This window comes from Belnapia sp. AC561 (assembly GCF_979252845.1).
The window spans coordinates 176130-192347 of sequence record NZ_CEEDBP010000005.1 but is presented as its reverse complement, the minus strand read 5'-3'; the positions used below and the strand labels follow the sequence as shown (position 1 = coordinate 192347).

Here is a 16218-nt window from a genome sequence, read left to right as displayed (position 1 = left end):
TAGCCCAGCGGCAGCGACCGGGTCAACTCAATCGCGAGCCTCTGGTGGTTGCGCCAGGTCATGCGGTTGACAACCCAGAGCCATGGCCAGTCTGCTGCTAGCTGGTGAATGAAAAATGAAGGAATGCGGATGATGAGCCCTCCGGAGAGCATCTGGCGGCGCCCGGTGGCGGCGACGGATTTCGCCGAGCGTCATGCCGGGACCCTGCCGGGGCTGCTCGGAATCCGGGTGGTGGAGGTGGGGCCGGATTTCATGCGGGCGGAGATGCCGGTCGACCAGCGCCATATCCAGCCGCATGGCATCCTGCACGGCGGCGGCAGCGTGGTGCTGGCCGAAACCATCGGATCCTTCTGCGGCAGCATGGCCCTGCCGGAGGGGCAGACCTGCGTCGGGGTCGAGGTGAATGCCAGCCATCTCGCCCCGGTCCGGGATGGCGACCGGGTGACGGCGGAATGCCGGCCGCTGCAGCTCGGGCGGAGCGTGCAGGTCTGGCAGATCGAAATCCGCCGCCAGGACGGGACGCTGAGCTGCGTATCCCGCCTGACGACCGCGGTGCGGCAGCTCCGCTGAGGGGGGGAGTGACGGGGCTTCCGCCACAGGAGCCGATAAATGCCGCGGTCCGGGGTTGCGCTCCCCCGGCGGGAAAGCTAGGAAGCGCCGGCCCGATGGCCGGTACGCTGCCGTAGCTCAGTGGTAGAGCACTCCCTTGGTAAGGGAGAGGTCGAGAGTTCAATCCTCTCTGGCAGCACCACCATCCGCCTTCCCCCCCTCCTCCGTCAGTTCGGCGTCAGCACCAGCCCCGCCGCGTTGATCGTCACCGTCCCCGCGCCGGTCACCGCCGCCGCGCTCGCCAGGGCGGACCAGGTCAGGGGATTGCCCCCGCTGGCCGCGTCGAACAGCCCCACATGGGTCAGCGTCCCCGCCGCCGTGGTAAAGGTGAAGCGGACCGCATCGGTATTCTGCTGCGCACCGGTCCCGCTGAAGGTCACCCGCTGCCGGGCATAGCCCGTGCCGGTCGGCTCCCCGGTCAGGCCCGTCGGATCGCTGCCGCCGGTGCCCAGGCCGAGGAAGACCTGGCTGGGCAAGGCCGGGACCCGGGCGCAGAGGGCGCGGCCGAGCAGATTCTTCGCATAGTCGGTCAGATCGGTCATGGCGAGCTCCTTCGGGTCAGCAGGCGGTCGCGTCGGCGAACCAGACGACGCCATCCGTCGCCGGCAGCACGCAGGCCGCGGCATAGAGCGTCGTGGTCGTGATCTCGTGCAGGGAGGCGAGGCCGAGATCCTCGGGCGTGAGCCGGAAGGCGATGGAGGGCAGCGGCACCTTGCCGGCCTCGCGTGCCTCCCGGTCGGCATAGCCGCAGAGCCGGAACTCGACGATGCGGGCATCGTGGTCGGTCTGCTGGTAGGTCAGCCGCCAATAGGCGGCGACGAGGCCGGTGTTGCTGATCTCGATCGGCTTGACGAAGGCCATGGAAAGCTCCCTTGAGAACGAGGTTGCGGACTGCCTGGCCGACTGACCACGTCAGGTCAGCCGACGACCTCGACGGACATCACGCGGGCGACCCAATTGATGGTCTTGTTCGCCTCGCCGGTCGCGTTGATGGCGATGCAGCCGTTGACGGTGTCGGCGTCCAGCATCAGCCGCCAGGCCGCCGCCGCGGTATCGTTGGTGCCGGGGGCGAAGGCGGTGCCGGCGGCGATGGCTGCCAGGGCCGGTGCGCTGGTCACGGTGCGGCCGCCCAGCAAGGTGGTCACAGCGGCCGAGGCGCCGCGCTTCATCATCACATCGGCTTCCCAGCTTGCACTGTCGCCCGCCGTCCCGGCGGTGCCACCGACCTGCCGCGCAATAACCACCAGCCGCAGCCGGAAGGTGGCACCGTTCGGCATGTTGATGCTGTTGATGGCGCTTGCCGCGCCGGCATCCGCCGTCAGTCGCGCCACCGTGGCATCCGTGGTCTGCCGGCGCAGCACATGCTCGCCGAGCTGCGCATCGCCACCGGTCGTGAACCGGCCGTTGGCATAGGCGAACTTGCCGTAGGTGCCACGCGTGTTGCCATAGAAGCCGCCGGGAATGGTGCCATAGATCGCATCCGCCTGGTTGGCCGCGCCACCACCGATCGCTGCGCGTTGGCCCCCGGCGGAGTTGGAGTCGCCGCCTACGACCGATGCATTGGCACCGCCGGCGGCATTGTTCGAGCCGCCGACAAGGACGGCATTCGTGCCGCTTGCAACCTGCGACGCCGAGCTGCGGCTTGCCTGCAGGTCCACCGCATTGGCACCACGGGCATTGCCGCCGGCCGCGGTGCTGTCGGGCAAAGCGCCCAGCAAGGCGCCGTTACCCTTCGACGCCAGGACCAGGCCGATATTGGCATCGCTGCCTTCGGCCAGGATCCCCACGGCGGCCCCGGTCGCGCTGCCATAAAGTCCCAGGCGATTGACCGCGCCGCCGACCGGCGCGACGCGCACCGTCTCCAGCCCATTGACCGAGACCGAGACCCCACCGGCCGATTGGCGGGACAGGCCGGTGCCCGCATTCCCGGCGAAGCCGAGCCCCGGCACGGCGCTCGTGCCATCGGCCAGGCTCGCCGTCGCCGCCGTCGCCAGGTAGCCCTGCGCCTTCACATAGGCGGTGGTGGCGACCGCGGTGGAGTTGTCGCCCGCCGCCGGGGTGACGGCACGCACCAGGCCGCCGCCCTTCGGCGCCAGCGTGATGCCGATCGAGGCATCCGAGCCCTGCGCCTGGATCGTCAGCGCCGCCCCGATGGTGCCGCCGCTGATCAGCAGGCGGTTCACCGTGCCGACCGGCGTCGCCACTTCCAGCGCATGCCCGCCCGGCGCCGCGCCCAGCGTGATGCCGCCGCTCGAGGTGGCCCGCAGCACCTCGGTCCCGCCGGCCGAGCCGGCGAGGCTGCCGCTGGCCGGCAGGAACAGGCCGGTATCGGTGCTGCCGAGCGTCAACCCGGGATTGGCCGCCTTGCCCGCCGGGGCGCCGGTCGCCAGGATGGCATTGGTCCCGCCATTCACCAGCAGGCCGCCGCTGCCCGGCTCGAGCAGCGCCGGCGAGCCGAGATAGACCGCATTCGGCGTGCCCGCGCCGCTATCGGCGATCTGGATCGCCGCCGCGCCATTGCCGCGGGTATTGTAGCGCAGGCAGCGCAGCGCGAAGATGTCCAGCCGGTTGCCGGTGCCGTTCACCCGCAGCGGATTGTCCTCGACCGCGTCGATGCGCAGGTTCCCCACCTGCACCCGGGCATTCGAGCCATCGACCTGGATGGCGGTGGATCCGGCCAGCGGCGCGCCGGCGCCGGCGAAGATCTCGTTCTGCGACGTCAGGCTGCCGATCTGCCCGTCGGTGCCGCTGGCCTCGACCCAGACGCCGTATTTCACGAAATCCGCATAGGCCTGGGCGATGTAGAATTTCGTCGTCACCCCGGCGGCCGAGCTGCCGAAGCGGAACATGCTGCGATAGCCGAGCACGAAGGCCTGGTCGATGAAGACGCCGTCGCAGCGGCGGAAGATCAGCGCATCGCCATTGGCCTGCTGCCAGGCGACGACGTTCACGTTCGAGGTCCAGAAGGTCCAGAAGTGCAGGCTGTGGATGCGCGGGACATCGAGGCATTCGTCGATCTCGACGCCGGCGGTGAAGACCTGGCCGCGCAGCCGGCGGATATCGAGCCGGCCGGAGTTGCGGCAATAGATCCCCTTGTTGACGTTGCCGAGGAAGACATTGTCGAAATCGATGCCGCCGAAGCAGTCCTCCACCCGGAAGACGTAGTCGTAGGCGGTCGGGGCCCAGCTGCTGTTCTGCGTGGCGCTGTGCGTCTGCTGCACGGCGATGTCGCTGACGCCGGCACCGCGGCTATTCGCCCCGGTGAAGGTGAAGGGGGTGAAGCCGGTGGTGGTGATGCGCAGCCAGGTGCCCTGGCCGGGGCCGGGGCCCTCGGTGAAGCCGGCGCCCTGCAGCCGCACGGTGGCGCCGTTCAGCACCACGGCGGAGGCGATGCGGTAGACCCGCGGGCCGAAGTAGAGCGTGCCGCCGCCCTTGGTCTTCAGGTCGTCGATCGCCGCCTGGATGGCGGGGCCGTCGTCGGTGCTGCCATCGCCCTTGGCACCATAGTCGCGCACATGCGCGCCACGGTCGGCCAGCACCGCCCCGCGCAGCTGCGCAAGCGTCGCCCGGCGGGTCTCGGTGGTGGCGCCGCTGGCCTGCACCAGCGGGGCAATGTCGGTATCACCCAGGGTGGTGGCGAGGGGAAGCTCGCTGATCCTTGCGTCGGGCATGGGGCTCCGGTTCGGCTGGCAGGCGGGGCCTGCGGGGAATGGGGAAGGGGAGGGCGGCGGCTACTGCTTCAGGATGTCGCCGGCCTCGCTCAGCAGACGCGTGTCGTCCTCCTGCAGCATCAGCTTGAGGTCGGTGCCGACGTTGAAGCTGCGCGAGACCACGCCGAGCGCCGGGTCGCTCGCGTCCTCCAGCCGGATGCGGTAGCCGGTGCCGACCGGCGGCGTGTCGAAGGTGGCGGCGGCGCTGCCGGCCACGACGGTGACGATCTGCACCGGCGGCACGATGGCGCCGGTGCTGTCGCGCAGGCTGAACACCACCTGGCTGATCGGCCCGGCGATGCTGGCCGAGACCGGGATGGTGGTGCCGGCGACGATGCCGGCGGCGAAGGGCGCGAGGATGATGGTCCGCACCACCGCCGCCGCCGCCTGGCCGAAACGGAAGTTCTGCGCGACGGCACGGACCGTGTTCAGCGGCCCGACGGCGCCATCGAGCGTGACGCCGGTGCCCAGCGCCGGGCCGCTGCGGATGGGCAGCAGCGCCACCGCATCGGCCGTCTGCAGCACCATCAGGTCACCTGCCTTCAGGCTGCCGGCGACGGCGGCGAAATACCCGCCGGCGCTGACCACCGCGCGCGTATCGGTGGTGCGGTATTGCCAGAGGGTGAAGCTACTGCCCTGGATCAGGGCTCCGAGATTGGCCGAGCTGAAAGGCACGGGGGTCTCCGTCTCAGCAGGCGGCCGCGCAGGGCGGCAACCCGGTGGATCGGGTCTGCCACCAGCGGCGGGCGCGGGATTATGCGGGGGAGGGGATCGCCGGGCGCAACTCTGCCGTCGGCTTGGTGGAGGTACCGGAACATTATCTTTGTGTCAAGGATAATGTTCCTAAAGCGCCCCGGCCTGCGGCAATTCCACCGGCGCGCCATCTGACCTAACCTGCCCCCGCCTCGAATGCCTACGGGAGCCCGATGAAGAGCCCAGCCCTAGCCTCCGTCGCCGCCGGGCTTCTCGCCCTGCTGCTGGCGCCCTTCGCCGCGGCCCAGCCCGTGCTCAATGTCTATAACTGGACCGACTACATCGACCCCTATGTGGTGCAGCGTTTCCAGCAGGAAAGCGGCATCCGCATCCGCTACGACGTCTACGACAGCCTGGAGACGCTGGAGGGCAAGCTCTCCGCCGGCCGCAGCGGCTACGACCTGATCGTGCCGACCAGCGAGCCGACCTTCGCCCGGCTGGTCCGCGCCGGCGCCTTGCTGCCGCTCGACCGCGCCCGCATCCCCAACTGGCGCAACCTGGATCCGGCGCTGATGGCGCGGGTCGCCACGATCGATCCCGGCAACGCGCATGGCGCCATCTACCTTTGGGGCACCGTCGGCCTCGGCCTTCGGCTCGACAAGATCCGGGCCATCGCCCCGGAGATCGCGCTGGATGGCCTCGACGTGCTGCTCAAGCCGGAGAATGCGGCGAAGCTGGCCCGCTGCGGCCTAGCGGTGATGGACAGCGTGACCGATGTGCTGCCCTCGGTCCTGCGCTGGCTCGGCCGCAGCCCCGACAGCGCCGACCCGGCCGACCTGCGCGCGGCGGAGACCGCGCTGCTGGCCGCCCGGCCGCATCTCCGCGCCATCCCCGGCTCCGGCGCGCTGCTGGACATGCTGGCGACCGGGGAGATCTGCGTCGCCCTGACCTATAGCGGCGACGTCATCCAGGCGGCGGCGCGGGCGCGCGAGGCCGGGCGCGGGGTCGAGATCGGCTATGTCCCGCCCCGGGTCGGCCCGCACATGTTCTTCGACATGCTGGCGATCCCGGCCGATGCGCCGAACCCCGAGGCCGCGCATGCCTTCATCGATTTCCTGCTGCGGCCCGAGATCATGGCCGCCGTCACCAGCCATGTCCGCTACCCCAATGCGGTGCCCGAGAGCCGGCCGCTGGTCGTCCAGGCGATACGCGAGGACCCGAGCGTCTATCCGCCCGCCGCGGCGCTCGCCGAGGCCTTCGTCCCCGGCACCCCGCCGCCCGCGGCCGAGCGAATCCGCAGCCGCCTCTGGAGCCGCTTCCGGGCGGGCCGCTGAGCTTGACCCTGTTGCGGGTCGAGGGCCTCACCAAGCGCTTCGGCCCCACCGTGGCGCTGGACGGCCTGGAGCTGGAGGTGCGGCCGGGCGAGTTCCTCGCCCTGCTCGGCGGCTCCGGCTCGGGCAAGTCCACCCTGCTGCGGCTGATCGCCGGCTTCGAGGCGCCGGATGCCGGGCGCATCCTGCTGCAGGGGCGGGACCTCGCCGGCCTGCCGCCGCATCTCCGGCCGCTGAGCATGGTCTTCCAGAACTACGCGCTGTTCCCGCATCTCAGCGTCTTCGACAACATCGCCTATGGCCTGCGGCGGGAGGGGCGGCCGAAGCCCGAGATCGCCGCGCGCGTCGCCGAGGCGCTGGCCCTGGTCGGCCTCGAGGCGCTCGCCGCGCGCCGGCCGCACCAGCTCTCGGGCGGCCAGCGCCAGCGGGTGGCGCTGGTCCGTGCCCTGGTCAAGCGCCCGCCGCTGCTGCTGCTGGATGAGCCGCTGGGCGCGCTGGACGCCGGCCTGCGCGAGCGCACCGGCTTCGAGCTCCGCGCCCTGCAACGCCGCACCGGCGCCGGCTTCGTCCTGGTGACGCATGACCAGGCGGAGGCCCTGGCCCTGGCCGACCGGGTCGCCGTGCTGCAATCCGGCCGCGTGGCGCAATGCGGCCCGCCCGCCGAGCTCTACGAGAGGCCGGCCAGCCGCTTCGTCGCCGCCTTCCTCGGCGCCGCCAATGTGCTGGATGGCCGGGTCGCGGCCGATGGTACGGTGGAGACGGCGGGCTGCCGCCTGGCCCTGGAGCATGACCGCCCCGCCGGCGCCACGCTCGCGGTGGCGCTGCGGCCCGAGCGCATCCGTCTCCTCACCGGGCCGCCGCCTGCGGCCAATGCGGCGGCCGGCATCCTGCGCGAGCTGGCCTATCGCGGCGACGGCTGGATCGCCCTGGTCGCCCTGCCGGGTGGCGCGGAGCTGCGGGTCGCCCTGCCGGCCGATGCCGCCCCGCCGGTGCCCGGCAGCACCGTCACCCTCGGCTGGGCCGCGGGCGCCCTGGTGCCGCTGGCCGGGTGATGCGGCGCCTCCTCATCCTGCTGCCGCCCTTTGCCTGGCTGCTGCTGCTGGTCGCCGCGCCGGTGGCGATCCTCGGCGTTATCGCCCTCGCCGAGGCTGGCCCCGGCGTGCCGCCCTTCCTGGCGCCTTTGGCCTGGGACGCGGGCCCGGTCTGGGCGGGCAGCTTCGACAGCCTCCGCAGCTTGGTCGCAGATGCCTATTACGCCACGGCCTTCCTGCAATCCCTCGGCACCGCCCTCGTCACCGCCACGCTCTGCCTGCTGCTGGCCTATCCCATGGCGCTGGGCATCGCCGCGGCGCGGGCCGCTTGGCGGCAGCCGCTGCTGCTGCTGGTGCTGCTACCCTTCTGGACCGGCTTCCTGCCGCGGGTCGGCGCCTGGATCGGCATCCTGCGGGATGGCGGCTGGGTGAATGGGCTGCTCGGCACCTTCGGCCTCGCACCCTGGCGGCTGCTCTATACCGATGCCGCGCTCACCCTCGGCATGGTCCATGCCTACCTGCCCTTCGCCGTGCTGCCGCTGGCCGCCACCCTGCTGAAGCGGGACCTGGCCGTCGAGGAGGCCGCGGCCGACCTGGGTGCGACCCCCTGGGTGGTCTTCCGCAGCGTGACCCTGCCGCTGTCCCTGCCGGCGGCGGCGGCCGGGTTCCTGCTGGTCTTCATCCCGGCCGCCGGGGAATTCGTCATCCCCGAACTGCTCGGCCCGCCGGAGGCGCAACTCGTCGGCCGGGTCCTCTGGGGCGAGTTCTTCCAGAACCGCGACTGGCCCATGGCCGCGGCCCTGGCCCTGGCCCTGCTGGCGGTGCTGGTCCTGCCGATCCGCCTGTTCCAGCGCCTCGGCAGCGCGCCATGAGGCGCTTCGGGCTGGTATTCGGCCTGGGCTTCCTCTGGGCGCCCATCCTGCTGATGGTCGGCTATGCCTTCAGCGCCGACCGTATCCCCTTCCAATGGGGCGGCTTCTCGCTGCGCTGGTTCGTGGCGCTGGCCGGCAATGACCGGATGCGGGAGGCGGCCTTGCTCTCCTTCCGCGTCGCCGCCGGGGCGGCCAGCCTGGCGATGCTGCTGGGCGGCCTCACCGGCTGGGTCCTGGCCCGGTTCGGCGCCTTCCGCGGCCGCGCCCTGTTCGGCGCCCTGGCCGGCGCCCCCCTGGTGCTGCCGGAGGTGGTGACCGGCCTCTCGCTGCTGCTGCTGTTCGTCGTGCTGCAGGGGGCGGCCGAGACCCTGCTCGGCTGGCGGCTGGGCCGCGGTGCCGGCACCATCCTGCTGGCCCATGCGACGCTCGGCCTCGCCTATGTCGCGGTGGTGGTCCAGTCCCGCCTCGCCGGCCTGGACCGGGGGCTGGAGGAGGCCGCGGCCGACCTCGGCGCCGGCCCCTTCACCGTCTTCCGCACCATCACCCTGCCGCTGATCGCGCCCAGCCTCGCCGCCGGCTGGCTGCTGGCCTTCACCCTCTCGCTGGACGACGTCGTGGTCGCCAGCTTCGTCTCCGGCCCGGCCGGGACCACCCTGCCGATGCTGGTCTTCTCCGCCCTCAAGGTGGGGCTGACGCCGGAGGTGAATGCCCTGGCGACGGTCATCCTGGGCCTCGCCATCCTGGCCGTCGGGGGTGCCGGGCTGATTTTCGCCCGCATTTCATCCCGCCGGACGAATGGCGCGGGTTGAAGCCGCGGGGGGTGGGGTCTAGTTTCCCGCGCCTTAGCAGTACCGCAGGGTTCCCATCCCCATGAAGCTCACCGCAGACCGCCTCGACCGCATCTCCGCCTCGCTGACCATCGCGATGACCAGCAAGGCCCGGGCGCTGAAGGCCGCGGGGCGCGATATCATCGGGCTGTCCTCCGGCGAGCCGGATTTCGATACCCCCCGCAACGTCAAGGACGCGGCCATCGCCGCGATCGAGCGCGGCGAGACCAAGTACACCGATGTCTCCGGCACGCCGAAGCTGCGCCAAGCGATCTGCGACCGCTTCAAGGCGGACCACGGCCTGGACTTCAAGCCGGAGGAGATCATCGTCTCGACCGGTGGCAAGCAGGTGATCTTCGACGCCCTGCTGGCGACCATCAACCCGGGCGACGAGGCGATCATCCCCGCCCCGTGCTGGGTGTCCTACCCGGACATCGTCGAGTTGGCCGAGGGCAAGCCCGTCATCGTCGCCTGCGACCAGAACTCGGGCTTCAAGCTCCGCCCGGAGCAGCTCGAGGCGGCGATCACGCCCAAGACCAAGTGGTTCCTGCTCAACAACCCCTGCAACCCGACCGGCGCCGCCTATAGCGCGGAGGAGCTGAAGCAGCTCACCGACGTGCTGCTGCGCCACCCCGATGTCTGGGTCTTCACCGACGACATCTACGAGAAGCTCTCCTACGACGGCTTCAAGCCGGCGACGATCCTCGAGGTCGAGCCGCGGCTGCGCGACCGCACCGTGACCATGAACGGCTGCTCCAAGGCCTATGCGATGACCGGCTGGCGCATCGGCTATGCCGCCGCCCCGGCGCATCTCATCAAGCAGATGGACAAGCTGCAGAGCCAGTCCACCAGCAACACCAGCAGCGTCAGCCAGGCCGCGGCGGTCGAGGCCCTGACCGGCCCGCAGGACACCATCGACGTGATGCGCGCCGCCTACAAGAAGCGCCGCGACATGATGGTGGAGGAGCTGAACCAGGCCCCCGGCCTGTATTGCCACAAGCCGGAAGGCGCCTTCTACGTCTTCCCGTCCATGCAGGGCTGCATCGGCAAGACCTCGGGTGGCGGCCGCGCCATCACCGACGACGACAGCTTCTGCGCCGCGCTGCTGGAGGAGGAGGGCGTCGCCTGCGTCCATGGCACCGCCTTCATGTACCCCGGCCACTTCCGCATCAGCTACGCGACCAGCGATGCCGTGCTGAAGGAAGCCTGCGTGCGCATCCGCCGCTTCTGCTCGGCGCTGAAGTAAGCCCCATGCCGCAGCTCGCCCAGCGCCTGGCGGAGGTCAAGGTCTCCGCCTCCGCCGCCATGACCCAGCGCGCCCGCGCGCTGCGGGCCGAAGGCATCGCGGTCATCAGCCTCTCGAACGGCGAGCCCGACTTCGCCTCGCCGCCGCATGCGATCGAGGCCGCCCACAAGGCGGCGCTCGCCGGCGACACCAAGTATCCGCCGCAGGGCGGCACGCCGGCGCTGAAGGCCGCCATCGCCCGCAAGTTCAAGCGCGACAACGGCCTCGACTACGGACCGGACGAGATCATCGTCGGCAATGGCGGGAAGCAGGTGATCTTCAACGCCTTCATGGCGACGCTGGATCCGGGCGACGAGGTGGTGATCCCGTCGCCCTTCTGGATCAGCTACGCCGACATGGCGAAGGTCGCCGGCGGGGTCCCCGTCACCGTTCCTTGCCCGCAGAACAACGGCTTCAAGCCGCGCCCCGAGGATATCGAGGCGGCGATCACCCCGAAGACCAAGTGGGTGCTGCTGAACTTCCCCGGCAACCCGACCGGCGCGGTGCCGACGCGGGCCGAGATGCGCGCCATCGCCGACGTCCTGCTGCGCCATCCGCATGTCTGGGTCATGACCGACGACATGTACGAGCACCTGCTCTACGACGGCTTCGAATTCAGCACCATCGCCGAGGTCGAGCCCGCGCTGAAGCCGCGCACCCTGACGGTCAACGGCTGTTCCAAGACCTATGCGATGACCGGCTGGCGCGTCGGCTTCGGCGGCGGTCCGGCCGATCTCATCAAGGGCATGTTCAACATGCAGGGCCAGGCGACCGCCGGCGTTTCCACCATCAGCCAGGCCGCCGCCGCGGCCGCGCTCGACGGGCCGCAGGAGTTCGTCAAGACCAATGCCGAGGCCTATCGCCAGCGCCGCGACATGGTGGTCGAGATGCTGAACGCCGCCCCCGGCATCACCTGCCACAAGCCGGAAGGCGCCTTCTACGTCTTCCCGAACCTCGCCGGCTGCCTCGGCAAGACCAGCAAGGGCGGTCGGAAGATCGAGACCGATACCGACTTCGTCCAGGCCCTCCTGGAGGAGAAGCGCGTCGCCTGCGTCCAGGGCACCGCCTATGGCATGTCGCCCTATATGCGCATCTCCTACGCGACCGACACCGCCAGCCTGACCGAGGCCTGCGGCCGCATCCAGGAGTTCTGCCGGGAATTGGCATGATTCGCCCCGGCCGGGACGCGGATGCCGCCGGCTTCATCCGGCTGATCGGCGACTGCTGGGCGGAATTCCCCGGTTGCATCCTCGACGTGGATGGCGAGGTGCCCGAGCTCCGGGCCCTCGCCAGCTACTTCGGCCAATCCGGCGGCGCCCTCTGGGCCGCCGAGGCGGAGGGCACCCTGGTCGGCATGGTCGCCACCCGGCCGCTGAACAGCGACCAGGCCTATGAGATCTGCAAGATGTACGTCGCCCGCGACCAGCGCGGGACCGGCCTGGCGCATCGGCTGATCGAGACCGCCGAGGCGCATGCCCGCGCCGCCGGCGCCCAGCGCCTGGTGCTCTGGACCGATACCCGCTTCGATGCGGCGCATCGCTTCTACGAGAAGCGCGGCTATGTCCGCCAGGGCGCCATCCGCATCCTGGACGACCTCTCGAAGTCGCTCGAGTTCCGCTACGCCAAGCCCGCCGCCGGGCTGGTGGTGGAGGCCCTCGATGCCGCCGCCGCCGCCAGCGCCGAACGCCGGCTGAGCGAGATCCTCGTCGCCTGCGTCGCCGCCGGCGCCAGCGTCTCCTACCTCAGGCCCCTGGCGCCGGAGGCGGCACGCGGCTTCTGGCGCAAGGCCGCCTCCGACGTCGCCGGCAATCGCCGGGTGCTGCTGGCCGCCTGGCTGGAGGGCGCCCTGGTCGGCACCGTGCAGCTCGACCTCGACATGCCGCAGAACCAGCCGCACCGGGCCGGGCTTGCCATGCTGCTGGTGGACCCGGCCGCCCGGCGCCGCGGCGTGGCCCGCGCCCTGCTGCAACGGGCGGAACAGGCGGCCCAGCGGCTCGGCCGCCCGCTGCTGGTGCTGGATGCCAAGGCGGGCGACATGGCGGAGCCGCTCTACCGCGGCCTTGGCTGGCAGGAGGCCGGGCGCATCCCGCGCTTCGCCCTGGACGCCGATGGCATCGAGCAGGATGCCGTCATCTTCTGGAAGCGGGTTTGAACGGCCATGATCTCCCCTGCCTAGTGCCGCATGATGGCGGCCTACAATGCCGGGATGAACCGCCGCCTCTATGCCGCGGCCGGGCAGCTGCCGGATGCGGCGCGGCGCCAGGACCGCGGCGCCTGGTTCGGCTCCATCCATGGCACGTTCTGCCACCTGGTCTGGGGCGACCGGCAATGGATGAGCCGCTTCGCCGGCTGGGATCCGCCGCCGCCGGGCATCAAGGGCAGCCCCTTCCTCATCGAGGATTGGGCCGAGATGCGCGCCGCCCGCGAAGCGCTGAACGCGCGGATCGAGGCCTGGGCCGCCGGGCTGACGCCCGAATGGCTGGCCGGGACCCTGGTCTGGTTCAGCGGCGCCTCGGGCCAGGAGATGACCTCGCCCCGCGCCGTCACCCTGACCCACTTCTTCAACCACCAGACCCATCACCGCGGCCAGGCGCATGCGCTGATCACCCAGGCCGGCATCCGCCCGGCCGATACCGACCTGCCCTGGATCGTGGACCTGCAGGCGCTCGGCATCGGCTGAGGCCGCGCGGCTATTCCATCGTGATGCCGGCATCGCGGATGGTCCGGCCGAGCGCCGTTACCTCCCGCCGCGCCACCGCATCCATCTCGGCGACGCTCAGCGGCCGCAGGATGACGCCGCCCTCCTCGGCCCGCCGCGTCACCTCCGGCGTCGCCGCCGCCTCCCGCACCGCCTGGTTGAGCCGCTGGACGATCTCCGGCGGCGTCCCGGCCGGGGCGAAGAAGGCGAACCAGGCATCGATGACGAAGCCCGGCATGCCCGCTTCCGCGGTGGTGGGCACCTCCGGCAGGGCCTTGATCCGATCCGCGCTGGCGATGGCCAGCGCCTTCACCTTGCCCGCCTGCGCCAGGCCGATCGCCGAGGAGGGCGTGGTGATCAGCATCTCCACCCGGTCCCCGGCGACATCCTGCAAGGCCGGCGCCGCGCCCCGGTAGGGCACATGCACCATGGGCACGCCGATCGCCTGGCTGAACAGCACCCCGGCGATATGCTGGATGGAGCCATTGCCGGAGGAGCTGTAGTTCAGCTTTCCCGGCCGCGCCTTGGCATAGTCGATGAACTCCGCCAGCGAGGTCACCGGCAGGCCGGGGGCGACGAAGATGCCATGCGGCGCCACATCCGCCATGCCGACCGGCATCAGGTCCCGGTTTGGATCCCAGGGCAGGTTCTTCATCATCGCCGGATTGCCGGCGTGGTAGCCGGAATACTGCATGAGCAGCGTATGGCCATCGGGCGCCGCCCGCACCACGGCCTGGATGGCGATATTGCCATTGGCCCCCGGCTTGTTGTCGATGACGAGCTGCACGCCCAGCAGCCGGGTCAGCGCATCCTGGTAGAGCCGGGCCGCGAAATCCGTGCCGCCGCCCGGCGGATTGGGCACGACGAGGGTGATCGGCCGGTTCGGCCAGGATTGTGCCCGACCGAGGCCGGGAACGACGGCCGGTGCCGCCAGGGCGCTCGCGAGCAGGCTTCGCCGCGGGATCGTTGTCATGATCGTTCTCCTCCGTTGCCCCCGTCTTGCGGCCGACCCGGCATGCCCGACAAGCCCCCTCGTCGGAGTCCGGCGCAGGGGTTCGGCCGCGCCACCCCGCGGCGGGAAGTGTCTTCATACTGTCTCTGGACTTTAACCGGACTTCTGCGGAGCCTCGGTCGTTCTGCGGCCGAGGATAGCACGATGGATTTCACGCTGACCGAACTCGATCCCGGCACCAACATGGTCGCCTTGGCCGGCCGGCTGGATGCGGCCGGCGCGGAGGGGATCGAGCTGCGCTTCACCGCCGCCCTCGGCGGGTCCGGGCGGCATGCGCTGGTCGATCTCGGCAGCGTGGAATTCGTGGCTTCCCTCGGCCTCCGGCTCTTCATCTCGGTGGCGCGGGTGCTGCAGCGCCGGGACCGGCAGATGATCCTCTACGGCGCCCAGCCGCAGGTGATGGAGGTCTTCGAGACCATCGCCCTCGATCAGATGATCCCGGTCTGCGCCGATGCGGCGGAGGCCCGCGCCCGCCTCGGCCGATGAGGGAGGGCGGGGCCGAGTTCCGCCATGCCATCGCCGGCGGCACGGCCGCCGTCGCCGCGGCGCAGGCGGCGCTGGCCGCCTTCCTGGCAGCCGCCGGGGCCAGCGCGCGCAGCGTCACCCGGGCCGAGCTGGTGCTGGAGGAGCTGGCGCTGAACGCGCTGCGGCATGGCGGCGCGCCCTCGGTCCAGGTGCGGGCCCGGCTGGAGGCCGGCCGCTGCTCCCTGGTGCTGGAGGATGCCGGCCTGCCCTTCGACCCCACCACGGCGGCGCCGATGCCCTTGGCCACCTCCCTGGCGGAAGCGCGGATCGGCGGCCTGGGCCTAGCCCTGGTCCGCCGCACGGCCGAAGCCCTCCGCTATCTCCGCACGCCCGCCGGCCTGAACCGGCTGGAGGTCGACCTGGCCCCATAGGTGGCGAGGATCCGCCAGCATCTGCAGGCGGAGGACATGGCCAATGCAGACATGGGGATCAAAGGGGGCGGAGTGGCCGCCGGCCTGCCGAAGCCGCGCAGCCTGGGCATCGATGCCCGGACCGCCGATCCACCTTCCCGTCCAGATCGGCCGGCCATCGTTGCCGATGGGCCACCGGCATCCTGATCGGGCCACCCCGGTCGCGACCCCTGGCCGCTGCGCCGCCCGTGCGTCACCATGCGGCAAAAGCACGGGAGGAACCGCATCATGCCGCCGCCATTCCCTGGCCGACGCCGCGCCCTGCTGGCGATGCCCCTGCTGCTGGCGACCGGCCGCGCCCTGGCGCAACCCGCCGCCTATCCCGGCCGGCCGATCCGCGTCGTCGTCGCCTGGCCGGCCGGTGGCGGCGTGGATACGCCGGTGCGGCTGGTGGCCGGTCCCATGGGCCGCGCCCTGGGCCAGCCGCTGGTGCTGGAGAACCGCGGCGGCGCCACCGGCTCGATCGGCGAGGCGGAGGCCGCCCGTGCCGCGCCGGATGGCTACACGCTGCTCGCCACCGGTCTCAGCCTGGCCACCAACCCGATGCTGATGCGGGGCCTGGGCTACGACCCCGTCGCCGCCTTCACCCCCGTGACGCAGCTCACCTCCGCGCCGCTGCTGCTGGTGGTCCGCGCCGATCACCCGGCCCAGTCCCTGGCGGGGCTGCTCGAGATGGCACGCGCCGCCCCCGGCAGGCTGTCCTTCTTCTCCTCCGGCATGGTCGGCGGGCCGCACATGACCGGGCTGATGCTGCTGCGCCGGGCCGGCGTATCGGCCACCCATGTCTCCTACCGCGGCGGCAGCCAATCCATCGCCGGCGTCATGGGCGGCGACACCGACTTCGGCTTCTCCACCCTGCCGCAGGCCGTCCCGCTGGTGCGGGAAGGCCGGCTGCGGGCCCTGGCCATCTCCTCGGCCGGGCGCATGGCCTCGCTCCCCGAGGTGCCGACCGTCGCCGAGCAGGGCTTCCCCGGCTTCGAGCGCTTCGAGGCCACCAATCTCTGGACGCCCAGCGGCACCCCGCCCCAGGCCATCGCCCGCCTGCATGAGGCCGCCGTCGCGGCCCTGGCGGAGCCCGAGGTCCGTGCCCGCCTCGATATCCTCGGCATGACCGCGGTCGGCAGCACCCCGGCCGAGCTCGGCCGCTTCATGGCGAACTACCGGGCCTGGGCGGCGGAGATGATCCGCGTCGAGGACATCCGGCTGGACTGAGGC

17 protein-coding genes and 1 tRNA gene are annotated in these 16218 nt (G+C 71.4%); 13 read left to right on the top strand and 5 right to left on the bottom strand.

Annotated features, from left to right (window positions below; all coding sequences use genetic code 11):
• Positions 1 to 129 precede the first annotated feature (129 nt).
• The gene (locus AC0IW9_RS06415; RefSeq protein ID WP_471647379.1) at positions 130 to 570 is read left to right on the top strand and encodes a hotdog fold thioesterase; all 441 of its coding nucleotides are present in this window, start codon (positions 130 to 132) and stop codon (positions 568 to 570) included.
• 106 nt (positions 571 to 676) lie between these two features.
• Positions 677 to 751, top strand: a tRNA-Thr gene (locus tag AC0IW9_RS06410).
• Between the two features lie 25 nt (positions 752 to 776).
• Here AC0IW9_RS06410 and AC0IW9_RS06405 read toward each other — a convergent pair.
• The 4 genes from AC0IW9_RS06405 to AC0IW9_RS06390 are packed head-to-tail and all read right to left on the bottom strand — an operon-like array spanning position 777 to position 4994.
• Positions 777 to 1151 carry a phage tail fiber protein gene (locus AC0IW9_RS06405; RefSeq protein WP_471647378.1) on the bottom strand — a complete coding sequence of 125 codons (375 nt, stop codon included), beginning with the start codon at positions 1149 to 1151 and terminating at the stop codon, positions 777 to 779.
• A gap of 16 nt (positions 1152 to 1167) precedes the next feature.
• Complete coding sequence (locus AC0IW9_RS06400) at positions 1168 to 1470, bottom strand: hypothetical protein (protein WP_471647377.1); 303 nt, start codon at positions 1468 to 1470, stop codon at positions 1168 to 1170.
• Between the two features lie 56 nt (positions 1471 to 1526).
• Positions 1527 to 4280 (bottom strand): glycosyl hydrolase family 28-related protein, encoded by a 2754-nt coding sequence (locus AC0IW9_RS06395; protein ID WP_471647376.1) that lies wholly within the window; start codon positions 4278 to 4280, stop codon positions 1527 to 1529.
• A 60-nt stretch (positions 4281 to 4340) separates the two neighbouring features.
• The gene (locus AC0IW9_RS06390) at positions 4341 to 4994 is read right to left on the bottom strand and encodes a hypothetical protein (RefSeq protein WP_471647375.1); all 654 of its coding nucleotides are present in this window, start codon (positions 4992 to 4994) and stop codon (positions 4341 to 4343) included.
• A 251-nt stretch (positions 4995 to 5245) separates the two neighbouring features.
• Here AC0IW9_RS06390 and AC0IW9_RS06385 point away from each other — a divergent pair, with 251 nt between their 5' ends.
• From AC0IW9_RS06385 to AC0IW9_RS06350, 8 genes are all read left to right on the top strand, one after another.
• Positions 5246 to 6346: an extracellular solute-binding protein gene (locus AC0IW9_RS06385; RefSeq protein ID WP_471647374.1), complete on the top strand. Its 1101-nt coding sequence runs from the start codon at positions 5246 to 5248 to the stop codon at positions 6344 to 6346.
• A gap of 2 nt (positions 6347 to 6348) precedes the next feature.
• Positions 6349 to 7395 (top strand): ABC transporter ATP-binding protein, encoded by a 1047-nt coding sequence (locus tag AC0IW9_RS06380; protein WP_471647373.1) that lies wholly within the window; start codon positions 6349 to 6351, stop codon positions 7393 to 7395.
• The gene (locus AC0IW9_RS06375) at positions 7395 to 8246 is read left to right on the top strand and encodes an ABC transporter permease (protein ID WP_471647372.1); all 852 of its coding nucleotides are present in this window, start codon (positions 7395 to 7397) and stop codon (positions 8244 to 8246) included. Before AC0IW9_RS06380 ends, AC0IW9_RS06375 begins: the two co-directional genes overlap by 1 nt.
• On the top strand, positions 8243 to 9055 hold the full coding sequence (locus tag AC0IW9_RS06370) for an ABC transporter permease (RefSeq protein ID WP_471647371.1): 813 nt from the start codon (positions 8243 to 8245) through the stop codon (positions 9053 to 9055). Before AC0IW9_RS06375 ends, AC0IW9_RS06370 begins: the two co-directional genes overlap by 4 nt.
• Positions 9056 to 9116: 61 nt before the next feature.
• Positions 9117 to 10319 (top strand): pyridoxal phosphate-dependent aminotransferase, encoded by a 1203-nt coding sequence (locus AC0IW9_RS06365; RefSeq protein ID WP_471647370.1) that lies wholly within the window; start codon positions 9117 to 9119, stop codon positions 10317 to 10319.
• A 5-nt stretch (positions 10320 to 10324) separates the two neighbouring features.
• Positions 10325 to 11527: a pyridoxal phosphate-dependent aminotransferase gene (locus AC0IW9_RS06360; RefSeq protein ID WP_471647369.1), complete on the top strand. Its 1203-nt coding sequence runs from the start codon at positions 10325 to 10327 to the stop codon at positions 11525 to 11527.
• Complete coding sequence (locus AC0IW9_RS06355; RefSeq protein WP_471647368.1) at positions 11524 to 12510, top strand: GNAT family N-acetyltransferase; 987 nt, start codon at positions 11524 to 11526, stop codon at positions 12508 to 12510. The genes AC0IW9_RS06360 and AC0IW9_RS06355 overlap by 4 nt, the downstream gene beginning before the upstream one ends.
• Positions 12511 to 12540: 30 nt before the next feature.
• The gene (locus tag AC0IW9_RS06350) at positions 12541 to 13038 is read left to right on the top strand and encodes a DinB family protein (protein ID WP_471647367.1); all 498 of its coding nucleotides are present in this window, start codon (positions 12541 to 12543) and stop codon (positions 13036 to 13038) included.
• 10 nt (positions 13039 to 13048) lie between these two features.
• Here the strand turns inward: AC0IW9_RS06350 and AC0IW9_RS06345 are convergent, their stop codons facing one another.
• Positions 13049 to 14029 carry a Bug family tripartite tricarboxylate transporter substrate binding protein gene (locus tag AC0IW9_RS06345; RefSeq protein ID WP_471647366.1) on the bottom strand — a complete coding sequence of 327 codons (981 nt, stop codon included), beginning with the start codon at positions 14027 to 14029 and terminating at the stop codon, positions 13049 to 13051.
• A gap of 183 nt (positions 14030 to 14212) precedes the next feature.
• Between AC0IW9_RS06345 and AC0IW9_RS06340 the strand changes: the two genes are divergently transcribed.
• From AC0IW9_RS06340 to AC0IW9_RS06330, 3 genes are all read left to right on the top strand, one after another.
• Complete coding sequence (locus tag AC0IW9_RS06340) at positions 14213 to 14554, top strand: STAS domain-containing protein (protein WP_471647365.1); 342 nt, start codon at positions 14213 to 14215, stop codon at positions 14552 to 14554.
• Complete coding sequence (locus AC0IW9_RS06335) at positions 14551 to 14964, top strand: ATP-binding protein (RefSeq protein WP_471647364.1); 414 nt, start codon at positions 14551 to 14553, stop codon at positions 14962 to 14964. Before AC0IW9_RS06340 ends, AC0IW9_RS06335 begins: the two co-directional genes overlap by 4 nt.
• 267 nt (positions 14965 to 15231) lie before the next feature.
• On the top strand, positions 15232 to 16215 hold the full coding sequence (locus tag AC0IW9_RS06330; RefSeq protein ID WP_471647363.1) for a tripartite tricarboxylate transporter substrate-binding protein: 984 nt from the start codon (positions 15232 to 15234) through the stop codon (positions 16213 to 16215).
• The last annotated feature ends 3 nt before the right edge of the window (positions 16216 to 16218 follow it).